Origin of the sequence: Dorea sp. AF36-15AT (assembly GCF_003477705.1) — a bacterium.
In the GTDB taxonomy this organism is placed as follows: Bacteria; Bacillota; Clostridia; order Lachnospirales; family Lachnospiraceae; genus Claveliimonas; species Claveliimonas ammoniilytica.
In genome coordinates this window covers 106,026-122,845 of sequence record NZ_QUDV01000008.1, presented here as the reverse complement: position 1 = coordinate 122,845, position 16,820 = coordinate 106,026, and the positions used below count along the sequence as shown (strand labels likewise).

Below are 16,820 nucleotides of genomic sequence, written 5' to 3'. Positions count from 1 at the left end.
TGACTTATGACACTTACACAGCTGAATTACATTATTACAATTGCAGAAACGAAGTCTATGAATAAAGCAGCCGAGAAGCTGTATGTATCGCAGCCGTCGCTGACGAATGCGATTAAGGAACTGGAAAAAGAACTTGGTATTACGATATTTTATCGAAGTGGGCGAGGTGTTACATTGACCAATGATGGGGCGGAGTTTTTATTGTATGCCAAGCAGATATACGGACAATATGAAACTGTCCTTGAAAAATATGGTGAAGGTGGATCTTATAAGAAGAAATTCGGTGTATCAACACAACATTATTCATTTGCAGTGAAAGCATTTGTGGATATGGCGAAAGAATTCGATATGTCGAAATACGAATTTGCAATCCGTGAGACAAGGACGGCAGAAGTGATTCAGGATGTAAGTACCATGAAGAGTGAGATAGGTATTCTGTATCTCAGTGATTTTAACCGCAAATCGCTTGGTAAAATGCTGAAATCGTCAGGACTGGAGTTCCATCATCTGATTGACTGTCAGGCATATGTGTATATTTGGAAACATCATCCACTGGCAAAGGAAAAGTCGATCAGTTTTGAACAGTTAGACGGATATCCTTGTCTGTCATTTGAGCAGGGCGATAACAGCTCATTCTATCTTGCAGAAGAAATTCTGTCTACGAATGAATATTCACAGGTGATTCGGGCAAATGACCGAGCTACGATGCTGAATCTGATGATTGGACTGAATGGATACACATTATGTTCCGGTATTATATGTGAGGAGCTGAACGGCAATGATTATGTGGCTGTACCATTTCAGGATGATGAACAGAATCCAAACAGCGTGATGGAGATTGGATATATCACGAGAAAGAATACTCTGCTCAGCAAAATGGGAGTGCTGTATGTGGAAGATTTGAAAAAGTATTTGAATATTAGTGAGTGAATATAAAATACTGAGTTATAAAATAAAACTATAACTCGGTATTTTTTTTGTATATTAGACAGTATAATCCTACTATGTTACTATGAATACAACAAAGAGAGAAACACATAAAAGATAATACAAAATATTTTAGATATTCAGGAGGTAATCATTATGGCAAATATAAACGATTCTAAAAACTGGGGATTTGAAACAAGACAGCTTCACATCGGACAGGAGAAAGCAGATCCGGTAACAGATGCAAGAGCAGTTCCAATCTACGCTACAACATCTTACGTATTCCATGATTCACAGCATGCAGCAGACAGATTTGGACTTCGTGATGCAGGAAATATTTACGGAAGACTTACTAATCCTACAGAGGATATTTTTGAACAGAGAATCGCATCTCTGGAAGGCGGAGTTGCAGCACTGGCAGTTGCATCCGGAGCAGCAGCACTGAGCTATACATTCCAGGCACTGACGAAATCTGGCGAACACATCGTAGCTTCTAAGACAATCTATGGTGGTACATATAATTATCTGGCACATACATTACCGTTAAATAATAATGTAACTACTACTTTCGTTGATCCATATGTAGAGGGATCATTTGAGGCAGCCATTCAGGAAAATACAAAAGCTATTTTCGTAGAGACACTTGGCAATCCTAATTCCAATGTAATTGACATTGCAAAGATTGCAGAAATTGCTCATAAGCATGGTCTTCCGCTAGTAGTAGATTCTACTTTCGCAACACCTTACCTGATCCGTCCGATTGAATACGGCGCAGACATTGTCGTACATTCAGCAACGAAATTTATCGGTGGACATGGTACAGCAATCGGCGGCGTAATCGTAGACGGAGGAAAATTCGACTGGAAAGCATCTGGAAGATATCCATGGATCTCCGAAGCTAACCCTAGCTACCATGGCGTATCATTTGCAGAAGCTGCGGGCCCTGCAGCGTTTGTAACTTACATTCGAGCAATCATATTACGTGATACTGGTGCGACCCTCTCTCCGTTCCACGCGTTTATATTCTTGCAGGGCCTGGAAACCCTCTCACTTCGTGTAGAGAGACATGTAAGCAACACATTGAAGATTGTAGACTACCTGTCAAAACATCCACAGGTAGAGGCGGTACATCATCCGTCACTTCCTACAGAGCCGACTCATGATCTGTATAAGAAGTATCTGCCAAATGGTGGTGGATCAATCTTCACATTTGAAATTAAGGGAGATGCGGCTACAGCACAGAAATTTATTGACAACCTGGCAATCTTCTCACTGCTTGCAAATGTAGCTGACGTGAAATCCTTGGTTATCCATCCGGCAACTACTACACACAGCCAGTGCACAGAAGAAGAACTGCTGGAGCAGGGCATTAAGCCAAATACAATCCGTCTGTCAATCGGTATCGAGAAAGCAGAAGATCTGATCGCAGCACTGGATGCAGCATTTGAAGCAATCAAATAAGAGATATGTGAAAAAAACAGACTCATCGTCTTGCGGGACGGTGAGTTTTGTTGTATAAATGAAGAAGATTTTATACAGGTAGGAATTAGATCATGCAATACGAATTTCCATTTCAGGATGCATTGGATAAATTAAATGTGTTGTTATCTCAGAATCAGTTTGAATTATTAGTCCCAAATACTGCGGTATCGTCACAACAAACCTCAGATATCCGTCTTGTGTACCTGATGAATGACGCAGTTGAGAGTTTTCTGGTATTTAAGGAAGCCGTACTTACTGGGACTTATCTGAAAGAATATGAGGGAGAGCTGGAGGCAAGGCTGGATGAAAGTGAAGGCAGATATGTGCTTGCAGTATACCAGGGAGAGACCGTGTGTACGCTGTTTTTTCAGAATTTGACGCTAGAGGTACACTTATATGATTATAGTGGAACCGGACATTTTTGGGTAAAGGGATATGAATATCTGAGACAATTAGAGTATAGAATTGCTATCCTGCGCGATAAACGAGAATATCTGGGCGAAGAGTATTGCACAGAACAGGAAGTAAAGTTATCATATCTTGCTGAATTTCCACCGTTAAATTACTGTTCATACCCAGCTGTGCCTGATAAATATCTGGTTCCGTCGTATGACTGGTGGCAAGTATCGGATGAAGCTGTGGAAGAAATGAAATATCTCGGGAAAGAAGCAGATGATAAAAGTCTGCTTCGCTGGCTGAAAATATATGAGTTTTACCCAAAAAGAGCGGTAGCGAAGAAAATAGCCAGAATTTTACATACATCTGCGCATTCTGCAGTGGTAGAATTGATCGATCATAAGCTGAAACTGGCTACCGCAGAATTTGGGAATAGGGTGTTCGATAAAGATGAAGAACGGCACATAAATGACCTGAAAAAGAAAGCACAGAAGAGAAAAACAGAATTATTACAGAATGGAAAGCATGTCGAGATGCTGAAAGAAGAACCATTTGTATATGCAAAAGACGGTATCGAATCCAAAATCCATCTGATGATCTGGGATGGAGATACGAGGAATGAGTGGGTGGAAGTAGAGACTTTCGAATAGGTAACAATAGGATCATCGTCACTTGATTTTCAGATATAGGAATGTTACAATAATATAGCCGTTGGGAAAAATCTCAGAAACTCAGTAAAATTAAAGGGTTGCGGCATGTGTCGTCATAGCTCAGCTGGATAGAGCACTCGCCTCCTAAGCGGTTGTTGGAACGAAGACTTTTTGCTAACTGAATATGATGTGTCTCAGTACCTCAGTAGGATAGAGGGTTCGCCTCCTAAGCGAAACGCCGCAGGTTCGATTCCTGTCTGGGACGTGTGGTAAAAATCGCCGGAAGCCTGATTTTTCAAGGGTTTCCGGCATTTTTCCTTTTCAGACGGCTACACCGTTTTCGACTGGCATTCCAGTTTTCGGTATAGCCGTCTTTCCGTTTTTCCGTTTCTATTGTTTGCTAACAAAAAACATCTACCTGTGTGTCTGGCACGACATTTGGGACGATTTGCTAACAACTTGCTAACAACCACTGCTAACGGGCAGCGGAGACAAGCGCTGCAAGTTGCTCAGGTGACAGGTTCTTAAGGATAGCCGCCAGAGCTTCGCCGACACCCTCTGTTGCTGATGATTTCCCATTTTTGGCGGTAGGGCTGTAGAAGTCGGCTTCCATGCGAGCCGCGTTCTCACGCCGGTTCTCGTCTTCAATTTCCGAGTAAACGTCTGTCACCATCTGGGCTTCGGCGTGACCAGTATCTCCTTGGACGGACTTAATATCGCCCTGTGTCAGTTTGAGTTTGTACTTCGTGGAGAGATGGCGGAGCGAATGGAAGTCCACACGTTCGTATCCTGTCGTGTCACAAAAGACTTGCAGGCGCTTTCGGATGATGCGGCTCTCCACCGGGTTGCCGTTTTCAAGGGCAACCACAAGATTGTAGTCATGGTAATCCGCTCCAAGGAACTCCTTTAGTTCCTCCTGATTTTTCCTATGCTCCACGAGCATGTGCGCCACGGTTTTCGGAAGCCATACCACACGGGTGCTGGTTTCGGTCTTCGGGGTCTTGAGCACGAGCCTAGTGGTGCAGTGTGGTTTCTGAGCGGGAAACGTGGCGAGCACGTCCCGCTCGTTGAGTCTCTGCAAGGCTTCGATGGAAACGCGAGCAACCTCCTTGTTGATGATGACGCGGGCGTTGCCGTTTTCAATAGATTCCTCGTCTATGAAAACGCAGTCCCACGTGAGACCGGTTATCTCCCCCACCCTGAGCGAGCAGGAAAAGGCGAGGTTCATGGCGAGAGCCAGAATATCGTCCTCGACTCTTGGGAGCGCTTCGCGAAACGTGCTCACACTCCATACCTTTCGTTTCGTTTTCTTCATCGTCGGCAGGGTGGCAAGTTTTGCCGGATTCTGCATCATCGGGTCGAGATAGTTCCACTTCATTGCCTGATTAAGCGCAGAGCGGATAACGTCATGAATCTTCTTCACGCCGGAAGGTGCGACACATTCGCCAGTCTTCTTTCGGTTGGCCGGTGGAACGCGCTCGACGGAGAGCAGGTCGTTGTAATACTCTGAAAGGCACTCCGTGGTGATTTCAGACAGCTTCTTATCCCCGATATATGGGTCAATGTAGTTCCTTATCAGTCCGGTTTTTCCGCTGTATGTGCTCATAGACCATTTCGACGTTCCGTACACTTTCACATAGTGCTTTAGGAACTCGCTGAAAGTGATATCATCCTTTTGCGGCGTTACCGCGCTTTTCGGGGTCGGTGGTCTTCTGCGAATCGGCTCCGAGCCGCTATCGTGCTCATCGGTTCCGTCTTCTTTCCCCGTTTTTGCCTTTTCATCAGCTACTCTTTGGAAATACGTCTCCTCGTTAGGAACGATGACCTGCCCGTATCTCTCCTGATAGAACTCTACAAAGACCTTGCGGCTCTTTGCTTCGCTAACTGTATCCACAGTGTCCCATTTTTGTTTCCGCTCTCCCTGTTCATTTACATACCAGTAGATAACGGAATATTTTGTTTTTCTCTGCTTGATTGCTGCCATATCGAATCTTCTCCTTGTCGGTTAATTTGGTTCCAACCAACTGTCGAAGGAGCTTTTGGATACCCGAATGGCTCTGCCGACGCGGACGTACTTGAACTGCCCGCTCTTCACGAGTGTATAGGCCACCTTGTCGCTGATGCCCAGCATTTCGGCGATTTCGCCTACCGTATAGGTTTTCTTCTCTTCGGTTCGATTGCGTTCCGATGCCATAATTTTCCTTTCCGGGAAAAGGGCACCAGACAACCGCTTGACATTTTTATTATACCATGGCTGGTCAAGTAGTTTTCTGGTATGCTGGTTTTCCCTATTTCTGGTTTTGCTTGTTACAAGTAGCGTCTTTTACGGCTGAAACCTCAACATCGCACGCAAGAGCTTCGCCTGCATAAACGATTTCATCGAGAGGTCGATGCCGTAATCCCAGAAGCCATCCGCGTCGGTGTAGAACCCGGTGCAGAGTCCGTCCATGAAGTCGTTGAAGTAATCGAGCACCGCCCCGGCAGCAAGGGCATCTCCGCCTGTTGCGGCAACGACGGTATCGTAGTCAATCTTTCCCTTTGCCATGCGGGTCACCCCCTTCCGTCAGAATGTCCGCAAGACGGGCGAGCGCACGGGCGCGACGGTTTTGCACCGTGGAGCGCGGGAACCCCATGTCCTCACCGATACGCCTATCCGACCATCCGGCAAAATAGGAGAGCAGGATTATTGCCTGCTCCTCTGGGCAGAGTTTTTCCAGCGCATCCGCGAGGTCTTTATCCGTCACGCCGATAGGCTTTCCGGCGGCATCGAATACGGTTTCCCGCTCCGGCACGTCCTGCCAGTCCGCAAGGCTTTCAAGTTCGCTCCTTCTGAGGTCGCAGAACAGCACCTCGCGGTTGCGTCTCCTTTTGCGCTCCCTTAAAACATCCGTCCGCGCGTTCACGAGGGTCTTCCGGCAATAGGTCAGGAACATGCCGACCACTTCGTTACGGTTCGTTTTCTCTTTCGTCATCTTTTTTTCCTCCTTTCGCTATAGGCACGATTTCCGTGCCCTTTCCTGCCAAGAGGAAAAAGAAAGCCCCGCAGCGTCGATACGCTACGGGGCGCGGGGACGGTGCCGGGAAGGAAATCGGCACCAGAATCAGGAAGAAGCGGCTGATGCTTAAAAACCGCTCCGCTACGATTCTATCCCCTCGATTCCCAACTTCCGCTTGAAATCTTTGCGGTTCTTCATTCCGATTTCCCGACGGCGCGAATTGCCGTCGTACTTCACCGGGAACCCGACCTCAACAATGCGGTCGAAGACACGTCCCCACGGGTCATCTGCCGTGGCGTTCAGGATTCTCTCGCGAAAGTCGAAGTTCGTCGTTATCACCATCGGTTTCCCCGCCTTGTAGCGCCCGTCGATAACGTCGTAGACGTGCTCCATGACGTACTCGGTGGAGCGCTGGGCACCGAGGTCTTCAAGGATGAGGAGGTCTGGGGCGAGGATTCTCTCAAGGTTCCCGGAACGCTTCTCGAAGGAGGATTCCATCAGGTTCACGACCTGCTTGATATCGGTCACGAGACAGGAGAACCCGCGCTCGATGACGGCGTTCGCGATGCAGGACGCATGGAAGCTCTTGCCCGTGCCGCGCTTCCCGCACAGGACAAGCCCCTCCGGGTCTTTCGGGTCGAAGGTCGCGGCAAACGCCTTGCAGACGGTGCTCTGAGCCGCGTTCCTGCCGTCATCGGCATCGAAGGTGCAGAAGGCGTACCTGCCGGATGAGGGGAAGCACTGCTTCCTTAGCCGTTCCGTCCTGCGCCTTTTCTCCGCCCGCTCGGCTTCCTCGCGCTGCCTATCCGCTTCCTCCCTCTGGCAACGGCACATGGTCGGGACAAGGTGCGGCTCCTTGAAGATTCCGCCCGCCGGGAACATCCGCTCGCGTGGCTCCCCGCATTTTCCGCATATGAGGATGCCGTCTGCGTCGCGATAGTCCTCAACCGGCTTTCGTCCGTCCTGCTCCTTGGTTTTCGTTCCGTTCTCGTTCATTTACCTCGTCCTTTCTGCGTCACCCTGTCTGAGAGCCTGTCTACGGGACTTTGTAGTCTTGTTCGGTCGGTTACTGCCACATGACATTTACCGTGTCATAGGCAGGCTCTCAGACATTCTCAGGGGCATTTCTAGTACATATTCTCGTCGATATATCCCTGAGCCGTCTCCCGGTCACAACCCCATTTCGCCATAACCTCCTCGACGGAGGGAATTTTCACGACCGCATCGGCCTTCGGTTCCGTGCGTGCGGGAGGGGTAACGGTTTTCGGGTGCTCGTTCCTGTCCCAGACTGCGGCGAGCTTCTTCCAGTCATCGACGGGCTTGCCGGAGTTCGTGCGCCAGCCGCGCCCCTCGTTCACGTCGAAGAAACGGTCGGGATCAACTGCGAATCCCATCTTTGCGAAGTGCGAGCGTACTTCCTCCCTTGTCGGGATTCCAGAATCTGTTGCTCCCTCCCCATCAGCTATAGCTGTAGATGTAGATGTATTCTTATATCTATCATCTATATTCTTAGGGCGTGACAGATTTTGTACATCGCCATTTTCGGCTTGTTCAGCCGTGCTACCTGCGGTTTCATTGGTATGTGGCGTGTACAGATTGTTGTACATTTCCGTGTACAGCTGTACGTCCATTTGTACACCATTTTGTACAGTGTACATTTGTACATTCTGTACACTTTGTACACCTTGTACATTGCCTTCCGCCTTCTGTACACCGCTTTCTTCCGGGATGGCAGGAGCGGGAAGCATGGCTGGGAGTTCCGAAAGGTATTTGTTGATAGTCACACGGCTAAGACCGGTGGCCTTGCTCATCTCGGTTTTCGTGGCGCTTGGGTGGGCGGCAAGGAAAGCGACAAGTTTCTCACGCTTCTTCTCGGAAGCTGACTTCCCACCGCTCTTTCTTGCACGCTCCTTGGCTTTGCGGCTCCGGTTTCCCTCGCGCATTGCGTCGATTGCCGGGACGTTCTGGTTGAACTCCCAGTCCGCGATGGCGTAGATGCCATCCTCGCAGATGACAAGGCCGAGCTGCACGAGCGGCTGCACGCATTGCCGAAAGGCGGGAACGGTCTTCTTAGTGACCGCAGCAAGCATCTCGTCGGTGTAGGGGACGCTTTCGTGGAGAAGGAGCTTCCCGGCGCAGCCGCATTTCACCGCAAGCGATTGTAGACGGGCGAAGACGGTATAGATGGAGTCCGCATTGTCCATCGCGTCGATGAGTAGGGCTTCCTGCGTGTCGAAGAACTCGCTGTAGTCCCTGCGCCACGCTCCTCGGAGCTTCATTGGTACACCTCCGGGGTCTTCTTATCGCGTTCGGCTTCGGAGTAGGCGAGGTGGTCGAAGGGTGGGAACCTCGCGACAACCGCGAGGGCATGAGTGTACTTGGCGTGATTCGCCCGGTAGCCGAAGGAGGAGAGCATATCCATGACTTCGGTATCCGTGAACGTGCCGTCATCGGTCACGATGGTGAACGTGCCGTCATCGTTTTTCGTGACTGTGCGCGTGTGGATTTTAGCCAGGGCGAGGACGAGTACGGTTGCGGAATCCCCATTCGGCTCATGGTCGATGAGCGTCATCTCAGGTGTCTCGTAGAAGTTCAAGGGGATGTAGTAGTAGTAGCTGCTGAAATCCATGGTGTTCCTTTCTGCTTGCAATCTGTGATTATGTTTTACTATATCTGTCCTGTTTTGTGGACTTTTCCAGCCAGATTTCATGCTTCTTTCACAATTAGACACGCGTTTTCAGATGGTTCTGCCAGATTCGCGTCCCGTGCGGCGGTGCGCTGTGCTACAGTAGCGAAAGTCCTTTCTGCCTGTTGCTTTTATCTCGGAGTGCGGGCAGGAGAAAAGGGAGCCTGTGATTTCGGTCACACGGCTCCCTTTTCTGTTACCAGTCGGAGTTTTCGCTATCCGGTTCCGCTGCCTGCAACCCACCATCAGCGACAGGCTCCGTCTTAGCCGTTTTCTTTTTGCGTGCATCGAGACGCGCCTTGGCATCCTCCGGGGTGCTTCCACGGGCGGTGAGCATGTCGCTCACCTCGTCTGCATGGCTCGCAAGGAATCGGTCGAGTGCGTCGAGGTCGAGTTCCTGCCAAGCGCAACCGACGGCGGAGAGCACACTTTCACCAGCGGAATGGGTGACCAGAGAGCGCCACTTTCGGTTCCGCTCGCGAATCTTCTTTTCAAGTTCCTTTTTCTTCGCTTCGAGTTTGGCGAGTTCCGCCTTCTGTTTCTCGATGCGCTCCTCGAAATCTTGAATGGTAGCCATGGTTCTTCCTTCCTACTTGACGGCATCCCTGAACAGATTGTGCCATAACGCGCGGAGGATGGTAAGATTCCGACAGGGCGCGGTGCCGGAACAGGGGCGAAGGCATCGCGTCCTGATTTTACGAAGAAAAAGAAAGGAATGGGGCAGATGTATTCCAAGGAGTCAGGGAAAGACCAGATGCTGATGACGATGGAGCGTGAGCTTACAAGCGGGCAGAAGGCAGGTTTCTTCTTCCTCGGATTCCTCGGCGGCATCGCCGGGATTCTCGCCGCATCCCTGATGAACATCAACGCGCCGTACCGACCGGAGGGAACGAAGATGGCGGCATTCGGATTTGCGACGGGCTTCGTTCTCGGCATTCTTATTGCGCTTGTTGGCTGTGTAGGCTCCATCACGCTCCTTGGTGCCAGATAGAGGTGCAAGGAATCGAAGGTCTTCCTCAATCAGCGTTAGCGGAAACGAGAAGGGGCATCCTGTGCGGGAGCCCTTTTTTTCTCCGCATTGTTATGATGGTTTTATGGTTTGCCGTATTTGTGGTTTGGTGGTCTGCTATATTTATTATTAGCTAGTCAGAAGGGAGCGAAAATGCAGGCAGTGGTTTGTGAAGGGAAAGGAACAGACATGGACGGATACACGCTTTCCATCAGTCGTTGCAGTGGCGGTGACGGGGTGGAAGAGAGCTTCAAGGCGAAGATAAAGCGTCGAGAAGCTGCGCTTGATGCCTTTGCCGTTGCAGAAGCGTACTGCAAGGGAATTGGGATGGTCTCAAGATGTGAGCGGGAGGGATTTGACGGCTTCATCATCGACCTGTGCTCCGATGCGGAGGATGAGACCATCCGACTCGTCAGGCTTGTGGCCGACAGCGAGGAGGGCATCATGGATGATGTTTTCCGCTTGGAATACGGCAGTTGCGAGTTCAAGATTTAGGCAAGATATCGGCAAGTTCATTCATGCTTTTATATGCAGGATATAAGGAGTGTACGGTTCGCCTGTTTGCTGGTATGCCAGTCTGCTATATTTATAGACAGCAAGAGGGGCGGCAACCGAGCTGCCCCATGGCAGGAAGGACGAACATGAAGGACAAGAAGTTAGAGGAAGCCATTGACTATGTTTGCTCCTGTTGTCCCTATATCTTTAGTGACAGCGCTGAATGGGACAAGTCGAATCCGGCATTTGCGGGCTGGCGCGACTCTGCTACCAAGTATTGCGACCGGTGCATGGTTCGCAAGATGACAGACTTTTACAATGCGCTAGACGAGCATGGGTTCTCAGAAGGTATGCCGGAGTATCAGGCGATTGTGAACTATTAGGGCAGAGGAACCACGGGGCATCCGAGAGGGTGCCCTTTTTCTTCGCTTTTATATGCAGGATATATGGAGTGTACGGTTCACCTGCTTGCTAGTATGCCGGTCTGCTATATTTATAGACAGCAAAAGGAGCGGCAACCGAGCCGCCCCATGGCAGGAAGGAAAAACCATGAGCACGCCGTCCGTCACCATCCTTAAGAACCTCGTCCTCAACTGGGAGAGCAATCAGATGGAAGAGGAGACCATCGCCACGTTCTATCGCCACTTGGACGGTTATCCCAGCTGCCATGCCATTGATATCGCCAACTCGCTCGTTGTGGCATCGCGAACCAAGCCTGAACATATCGACTTTTCGGGAGGGAGCGTGGAGAGGGGCATTCTCAATAACCGAAACTGGTGCCAGCATTTCCTCAAGGCGATGTGCATGGCGGATGCCGATATCGAGTTCATCGGGGAGGACAATGTGCCCTTTGCGAGCTACACCTATGTTGTCACGGGCGCTTACGATAACTTCGGCGGCAAGGTCAGCATCGGCGCAGAAGAGTATCTGAGCAGAATCAACATCAAGGTCTACGAAGGAGATGAAAACGGGAATCTCGTGTTTGAGGGCGGAGCTGCTGAATGTCTGGCATGGGCTGACGGATATTGCGGGGATTGCTAAGTCGAGTGAAGGGCATCCGGGAGGGTGCCCTTTTTCTTTGGCTTTTTGGGAGCCGCCCTGCGGGCGGCGTGAAGGCGCGGGGTCGTTGCGGGAACGGGGACTCGGGGCGGCTTTCCCACCCTTCCAACAGCCTGCGGGTCGGGCTAGGAACCCTCCGGCCATTGAAAGCGCGGAAAAGCCTTCTACTTGGCGGAAACGGGGGACAGACCTGCCGGGGTTTCCAACATTCCGACAGGCTCCGGGTCAGTCTAGGAACCCTCCGCCCATCGGAATGTTGAAAACCCCTTCTTCTCGGGAAACCATAGGCCGCAGGCGCGGCAAAGCGGGGCACGCCGCAGCGGCTCGGTAGAGGGCGGGGAAAGGAGGGTCGGTGGCTCCGTGACGGGAGGTTGGCTTTTCTTGACACCCCACGGTTTCGCAGGGTCTCTCCGTGTCGCGGTCGCCTGCGCTCCCTCAGATTAGGGGCTGCTCGCCCCTAATGACCCGAGTTCCATGGAGAAGGCGTGGAGTCTCGCGTTGTGGTGTGTGCTGGTATGCTATAATACTGGTTATCGGGTAGGCAAGTTAGCGGGCTTGCCGAGTAGACGGAAAGGAATCATGAGTATGGCGAGATACAACTACACACGAGAGAACGAAAACGGCGTGGTACTCTATCTGGAATCGGAACCGGCGGAAGATGCGATGGATGAGTTCGACGATGAGATTGCCGTTGGGTTCAGCGGAAACGGGTATCTGAGGTTTTGGACGAGGTGCCGCAGGGCGGCGGAAGCGCTGCCGAATGGTGTCAAGTATGCGGCGGGCGGCAGATGCGTAATCACAGATACGTTCACGGGCGAGGAAAAGATTTGGAGGGTGGGGCGTTAGCCATGGACATTCAGGGCATCCGGGAGGGTGCCCTTTTTGCTATGCATAATATGCAGGATGTATGGAGTTTCCCGCTCATATCGTGTTTTCCTGCTTGCTGGTATGCCAGCCTGCTATATTTGTAGACAGCAAGAGGGACGGCACCGGAGCCGCCCATGGCAGGAAGGGGTTAGGATGAAGCGTGCGGAGCTTGACAGGCGGATTGCAAACGGGGAAACGCTGGACGATATCGTTCCTGCGCTCATGGATGACGGTGCCGATATCACGTCCTACGATGACTTGAAGCGTTTCGCCATCGAAAAGATTGAAAGCGATGAGCTGTATCTTGCCGAGCATGTTCTCAAGGCGTGCCTAGATGTTGCCGATTACTACGGTTACGATTATTCGATGGGCACATTGGAAAAGCCCACTGCTATTGATGGCGTGGAAGACTTGATTGATTACGTGGAAGATTGAGACGGCGGCAGCACGGGGCATCCGGGAGGGTGCCCTTTTTGCTATGCATAATATGCAGGAGGTATGGAGTTTCCCGCTCATATCGTGTTTTTCTGCTTGCTGGTATGCCAGTCTGCTATATTTATAGACAGCAAGAGGGGCGGCAAGCAGAGCTTCCCAAAGGCAGAAGGGACTTCAAGATGGCTACTTTGGATGTTACGGAGAAGGTCAACGTCCTCGTGGACGCGATTGGCTGGGAGAGTTTTTGCGAAGAGCTGATGGAACGGATGGACGAGGACGCTCTCGATGCCGTCTGCGACCGTATCGCACCGCGTTACGGCGTGGAGCTTGCGGGGAGTCGCTATGCAGCCTAAAGACACGGAGGAGCGCCGTAGGGCAATCGACCGAGTGAACCGGGCATATGCCGATGAGGACTACGATAGGTACGAAAGGCTCATCGAGCGCTATTGTCATAGGTTCGGGTTTGACGGCGATTACGGTCTTTTTGAGGATGCCTGCACGGATGCCCGCTTGTTTGGTCATGGAATCGGCTAGAGGAGGAAGTATGACGCTCGGGGAGCTGTTCGAGGAGACTTACATTCAGGGCGAAATCGCGATTCGAAGCTATGATTCGACGGGTACTACGATTGAGCACTATCTAGGCAACGCGGAGGAGTTCTACCCTGACGAACACCCGCAAATCCTTGAAAGGGAGGTCGGCTATATCTTCCCGCTCATGGAAGTAGAGCCGACCATCTGTATCGAGCTGAAAGATGAGGGATGAGAGGAATGAAGGTCAAGGAGTTGATGGATAGCCTGAAAGGGGATTGTTACCGCTTTCGCGTCCATTATCCAGAGGAATGGGAGTTTGGACTCATAACGGGAGCGACTTTCTTTGGCAAACGTGAGCTGGTCTTGCAGCATGGGGAGGATGACGTGAGTTCTTTCACACTGAACCCGTCTTGGCTTTCCTGCGAGGACGAGACGCAGCGTTGCATCATGGTCGAGATTTACTTGGAGCCGTAAGGATGGGCGCGGGGAGTAAGCCCCTGCGCCCGTGGCAGGTCTGCGCAGGGGATGTTATCGGTAGTGGCAAGCGGGTCGAGTACGTGTTCGAGCGGTACGGGGAACTGTACATAAACGCAAGCGACGAGGAGCTTGTGCGGCAGGGAAAGCGAACGTATGGAGAGGAGCTTACAAGGCTCTACGACCTCGACCTTTCCGGGTGGAGGGTCATCGGCCATTACGGGTGCGGACGCGGCTACGAGGGACGAAGCTGGTATGACATGGGGAAGCCGTTCGGACGGCGCTAGAGAAGGGATGAATATGGGCAAGGAGAAAATCGAGGAGAAGGACGTGCGGCTTCTGAGGTATGCCGTCGAGCAGGCGTTTGACGGGGCGATGAGGGACGGGGCATTGGCACTGTTGAACCGTCTGGTCGATTCGGCTTCGGAAGCGGCAAATCTTGAGGAAGAGCTTCTGAACCTCAAGGGGGAGTATCAGAGGAGCATGGAGAACTCGAAGAGAGGGGCATTCAAACGCCTTGATGCTGTCTACAAGCGCAAATGCAGGCGAGAGAAGCGAATGGCGAAGGGGCAGATGCTTTGCGCAGACGGCAAGCCGGTCATGTTCGGTGAGACCCTTTACGGAGGGGACGGACGCGATTGGTTGATTGTCGGGATTGCCGGAGCGTGGTCGTATGACGTGTACGGGCTGCACGTCGCGCACGACGGGAAAAAAGAGAAGAAACCGCTTCGAGCGGAATGGCTTGTCCATGAGCTGACGGATGCCGGGGAGGAGGTTTAGGAAAAGGATGCTGCCAACAAAGAAGCGCTGTCCTAGGTGCGGGCGTGTGCTGCCAGCGGAAGCGTTCAACTTGGTTCGCGGCGGAAGGGAGCTTGCCGGGTGGTGCCGTGTGTGCAACCACCGCTATTATCTCGACCGCAAGGAAGCGGGATTCGTCAGGAAGAACCCGAGCGGGCGGAGGATTGCGCATGGAGGGTATACCGATGCGGTCGGCAGGTATATCGACCTCGGATAGGGAAAGGACGGGCATCCGGGAGGGTGCCCTTTTTTCGTGCAGGATATGCAGGATGTATGGAGTGTACGGTTCACCTGCTTGCTGGTATGCCGGTCTGCTATATTTGTAGACAGCAAGGGGGACGGCAACCGAGCCGCCCCATGGCAGAAGGGACTTCAAGATGAAGAACGTCAGGGAGCTTGAGACCTATGGTGCAATCCTTATCGGCTGCGGGATTATGGCGTACACGCTCATGCTTGCGAGCGTGGATGCGCCGGTCTGGGCGACAATCGAGTTTGTTATGGGTACGCTCTTCATGGTGGTCGGCGTGTGGTGCGTCTACCTTGCGGGTATGGAGTACGACTACCAGATGGAAAAGCGCCGCTACCGTAACAAGAGGTAAGCACCAGCAGACCATAACCGCTATCGGGAGGAGTTCGGTCGGTAAAGGAGCTAGGGCATCCGGGAGGGTGCCCTTTTTCTTTGGCTTTTTGGGAGCCGCCCTGCGGGCGGCGTGAAGGCGCGGGGTCGTTGCGGGAACGGGGACTCGGGGCGGCTTTCCCACCCTTCCAACAGCCTGCGGGTCGGGCTAGGAACCCTCCGGCCATTGAAAGCGCGGAAAAGCCTTCTACTTGGCGGAAACGGGGGACAGACCTGCCGACTATCGAGACAGCCATACCGCGACTGAGGGAAATCTTTGCAGGGGCGGACGAGATTATCGGCTACAACGTCGGATTCGACCTCGGATTCCTTTCCGCCGTCGGGGTGCGCCCGAGAGAGGATGCACGCATCACGGACACCATGAACGAGTTCACGTGGTTCATGGGAAGGCGCTACAAGCTGGTGGATGCCGCCGACCACATCGGATACGAGTGGACGGGCAGGGCGCACGGGTCGCTTGCCGACGCGCGCGCGACGCTTGCCGTGCAGCGATGGCTCGAACAATGGCTCGTAGCAGAGTAGATACGTGCTTAGGGCGTGTGAAGCGTTGCTTTTCACACGCCCTTATCTTTGCAGCGTAAGTGTGTGCAATCTATGTGGTTATCTTGCTCTCTGGGTTGCTGGTATTCTGGTCTGCTATATTTATAGACAGCAAGGGACGAAAGTTTTCCCGGCAGGAGGATTCCAGAATCCTCCGCAAACACCATCGAGAGATTGGAAAGACAATGGCTATCAACCGAGTGACTATCATGGGCAACCTCACGCGCGATGCGGAGCTTCGCAAAAAGGGGGATGCCACGAGTGTCCTCACCTTCGGACTCGCCATCAACGAGAAGAAGAAGGACAGCGAGACCGGCGAATATGTCGATGCGCCGGTGTTTGTCGATTGCGCCCTGTTCGGTGCGCGAGCCGAAGCACTTGCTCCCTATCTCACCAAGGGGAAGAAGGTTTCGGTGGACGGACGGCTCCGCTACCACTCTTGGATGAAGAACGAGGAGAAGCGCCATGCCCTTTCCGTTCTCGTGACCGATATCGAGTTTGCGGACTCGAAGGGTGCCGGGAAGGATACGGTTTCTGCCAAGGGGCAGTCTGCGGAACCGGAAACGTATGATGCGGATATTCCGTTCTAGGGAGGACGGAATGCACCTTCGTGGCGATTCAGTGCGGGAAATCCCCTTCATGCTCTTCCTCGGCCTGCTATTCGCGGTGACCGTCGGATGGTGGGTGTTTCTCACACTTACGGTTTCGGTCGTTTTCGGAAACGTGGCTGCTGCGGTATTCGCCGTGTGCTCGGCACTTTCCGTCACCGTCGGTTACGGGCTTGTGCGCGCATCCGATTCCCGTGAGTAGCGTTTTTCAAACAGGACAGAAAGGACTT

At 52.0% G+C, this 16,820-nt stretch carries 26 protein-coding genes and 1 tRNA gene; 19 read left to right on the top strand and 8 right to left on the bottom strand.

Features of this window, described 5'->3' with window-relative positions:
* The first annotated feature begins 6 nt into the window (after positions 1–6).
* The 4 genes from DWZ93_RS11990 (at position 7) to DWZ93_RS11975 (ending at position 3,720) form a co-directional block, all read left to right on the top strand.
* Entirely contained in the window at positions 7–930 is a 924-nt protein-coding gene (locus DWZ93_RS11990) for a LysR family transcriptional regulator (protein WP_118453067.1), read from the top strand.
* Positions 931–1,083: 153 nt separating this feature from the next.
* Complete coding sequence (locus DWZ93_RS11985; protein WP_118453066.1) at positions 1,084–2,388, top strand: O-acetylhomoserine aminocarboxypropyltransferase/cysteine synthase family protein; 1,305 nt, start codon at positions 1,084–1,086, stop codon at positions 2,386–2,388.
* Between the two features lie 92 nt (positions 2,389–2,480).
* Entirely contained in the window at positions 2,481–3,455 is a 975-nt protein-coding gene (locus tag DWZ93_RS11980; protein ID WP_118453065.1) for a DUF3878 family protein, read from the top strand.
* Positions 3,456–3,646: 191 nt separating this feature from the next.
* A tRNA-Arg gene (locus tag DWZ93_RS11975) sits at positions 3,647–3,720 on the top strand.
* 210 nt (positions 3,721–3,930) lie between these two features.
* Here the strand turns inward: DWZ93_RS11975 and DWZ93_RS11970 are convergent.
* From DWZ93_RS11970 to DWZ93_RS11935, 8 genes are all read right to left on the bottom strand, one after another.
* Positions 3,931–5,439, bottom strand: a complete 1,509-nt coding sequence (locus DWZ93_RS11970; protein WP_118453064.1) for a site-specific integrase — start codon at positions 5,437–5,439, stop codon at positions 3,931–3,933.
* A gap of 21 nt (positions 5,440–5,460) precedes the next feature.
* On the bottom strand, positions 5,461–5,649 hold the full coding sequence (locus DWZ93_RS11965; protein WP_055158115.1) for a helix-turn-helix domain-containing protein: 189 nt from the start codon (positions 5,647–5,649) through the stop codon (positions 5,461–5,463).
* 129 nt (positions 5,650–5,778) lie between these two features.
* Positions 5,779–6,000 carry a helix-turn-helix domain-containing protein gene (locus tag DWZ93_RS11960; protein ID WP_055158116.1) on the bottom strand — a complete coding sequence of 74 codons (222 nt, stop codon included), beginning with the start codon at positions 5,998–6,000 and terminating at the stop codon, positions 5,779–5,781.
* A complete protein-coding gene (locus DWZ93_RS11955; RefSeq protein WP_117527800.1) occupies positions 5,981–6,427 on the bottom strand; it encodes a sigma-70 family RNA polymerase sigma factor in 447 nt (148 codons plus the stop codon). The genes DWZ93_RS11960 and DWZ93_RS11955 overlap by 20 nt, the downstream gene beginning before the upstream one ends.
* 165 nt (positions 6,428–6,592) lie before the next feature.
* Positions 6,593–7,447, bottom strand: coding sequence for an ATP-binding protein (locus DWZ93_RS11950; RefSeq protein ID WP_118453063.1), 855 nt, complete (start codon positions 7,445–7,447; stop codon positions 6,593–6,595).
* 131 nt (positions 7,448–7,578) lie between these two features.
* Positions 7,579–8,730, bottom strand: coding sequence for a phage replisome organizer N-terminal domain-containing protein (locus tag DWZ93_RS11945; protein WP_118453062.1), 1,152 nt, complete (start codon positions 8,728–8,730; stop codon positions 7,579–7,581).
* On the bottom strand, positions 8,727–9,080 hold the full coding sequence (locus DWZ93_RS11940) for a hypothetical protein (RefSeq protein ID WP_117786590.1): 354 nt from the start codon (positions 9,078–9,080) through the stop codon (positions 8,727–8,729). Before DWZ93_RS11940 ends, DWZ93_RS11945 begins: the two co-directional genes overlap by 4 nt.
* A 253-nt stretch (positions 9,081–9,333) precedes the next feature.
* Positions 9,334–9,714 (bottom strand): hypothetical protein, encoded by a 381-nt coding sequence (locus DWZ93_RS11935; RefSeq protein ID WP_118453060.1) that lies wholly within the window; start codon positions 9,712–9,714, stop codon positions 9,334–9,336.
* Between the two features lie 138 nt (positions 9,715–9,852).
* On the opposite strand from DWZ93_RS11935, the gene DWZ93_RS11930 reads away from it, so the two are divergent.
* From DWZ93_RS11930 to DWZ93_RS11845, 15 genes are all read left to right on the top strand, one after another.
* On the top strand, positions 9,853–10,128 hold the full coding sequence (locus tag DWZ93_RS11930) for a hypothetical protein (protein ID WP_147364674.1): 276 nt from the start codon (positions 9,853–9,855) through the stop codon (positions 10,126–10,128).
* Between the two features lie 171 nt (positions 10,129–10,299).
* Positions 10,300–10,641 carry a hypothetical protein gene (locus DWZ93_RS11925; protein WP_118199920.1) on the top strand — a complete coding sequence of 114 codons (342 nt, stop codon included), beginning with the start codon at positions 10,300–10,302 and terminating at the stop codon, positions 10,639–10,641.
* A 146-nt stretch (positions 10,642–10,787) separates the two neighbouring features.
* On the top strand, positions 10,788–11,024 hold the full coding sequence (locus DWZ93_RS11920; RefSeq protein WP_118199919.1) for a hypothetical protein: 237 nt from the start codon (positions 10,788–10,790) through the stop codon (positions 11,022–11,024).
* Positions 11,025–11,250: 226 nt separating this feature from the next.
* The gene (locus DWZ93_RS11915; RefSeq protein ID WP_147364673.1) at positions 11,251–11,682 is read left to right on the top strand and encodes a hypothetical protein; all 432 of its coding nucleotides are present in this window, start codon (positions 11,251–11,253) and stop codon (positions 11,680–11,682) included.
* Between the two features lie 516 nt (positions 11,683–12,198).
* The gene (locus tag DWZ93_RS11905; RefSeq protein ID WP_147364672.1) at positions 12,199–12,546 is read left to right on the top strand and encodes a hypothetical protein; all 348 of its coding nucleotides are present in this window, start codon (positions 12,199–12,201) and stop codon (positions 12,544–12,546) included.
* 174 nt (positions 12,547–12,720) lie between these two features.
* Positions 12,721–13,002: a hypothetical protein gene (locus tag DWZ93_RS11900; RefSeq protein WP_117774015.1), complete on the top strand. Its 282-nt coding sequence runs from the start codon at positions 12,721–12,723 to the stop codon at positions 13,000–13,002.
* A 179-nt stretch (positions 13,003–13,181) separates the two neighbouring features.
* Entirely contained in the window at positions 13,182–13,355 is a 174-nt protein-coding gene (locus DWZ93_RS14750; RefSeq protein WP_158567091.1) for a hypothetical protein, read from the top strand.
* 191 nt (positions 13,356–13,546) lie between these two features.
* A complete protein-coding gene (locus DWZ93_RS11885) occupies positions 13,547–13,765 on the top strand; it encodes a hypothetical protein (protein WP_118453055.1) in 219 nt (72 codons plus the stop codon).
* Between the two features lie 5 nt (positions 13,766–13,770).
* Positions 13,771–14,007 (top strand): hypothetical protein, encoded by a 237-nt coding sequence (locus DWZ93_RS11880; RefSeq protein ID WP_118199937.1) that lies wholly within the window; start codon positions 13,771–13,773, stop codon positions 14,005–14,007.
* A 2-nt stretch (positions 14,008–14,009) separates the two neighbouring features.
* Positions 14,010–14,294, top strand: coding sequence for a hypothetical protein (locus tag DWZ93_RS11875; RefSeq protein ID WP_055262384.1), 285 nt, complete (start codon positions 14,010–14,012; stop codon positions 14,292–14,294).
* A gap of 13 nt (positions 14,295–14,307) precedes the next feature.
* A complete protein-coding gene (locus tag DWZ93_RS11870) occupies positions 14,308–14,787 on the top strand; it encodes a hypothetical protein (protein ID WP_118453054.1) in 480 nt (159 codons plus the stop codon).
* Between the two features lie 395 nt (positions 14,788–15,182).
* Positions 15,183–15,404, top strand: coding sequence for a hypothetical protein (locus tag DWZ93_RS11860; protein WP_055168026.1), 222 nt, complete (start codon positions 15,183–15,185; stop codon positions 15,402–15,404).
* An 80-nt stretch (positions 15,405–15,484) separates the two neighbouring features.
* On the top strand, positions 15,485–15,964 hold the full coding sequence (locus DWZ93_RS11855; RefSeq protein ID WP_118453053.1) for a 3'-5' exonuclease: 480 nt from the start codon (positions 15,485–15,487) through the stop codon (positions 15,962–15,964).
* A 203-nt stretch (positions 15,965–16,167) separates the two neighbouring features.
* Positions 16,168–16,572, top strand: coding sequence for a single-stranded DNA-binding protein (locus DWZ93_RS11850; protein WP_118453052.1), 405 nt, complete (start codon positions 16,168–16,170; stop codon positions 16,570–16,572).
* A 10-nt stretch (positions 16,573–16,582) separates the two neighbouring features.
* Positions 16,583–16,792, top strand: a complete 210-nt coding sequence (locus DWZ93_RS11845) for a hypothetical protein (RefSeq protein ID WP_055168042.1) — start codon at positions 16,583–16,585, stop codon at positions 16,790–16,792.
* Positions 16,793–16,820: the final 28 nt, after the last annotated feature.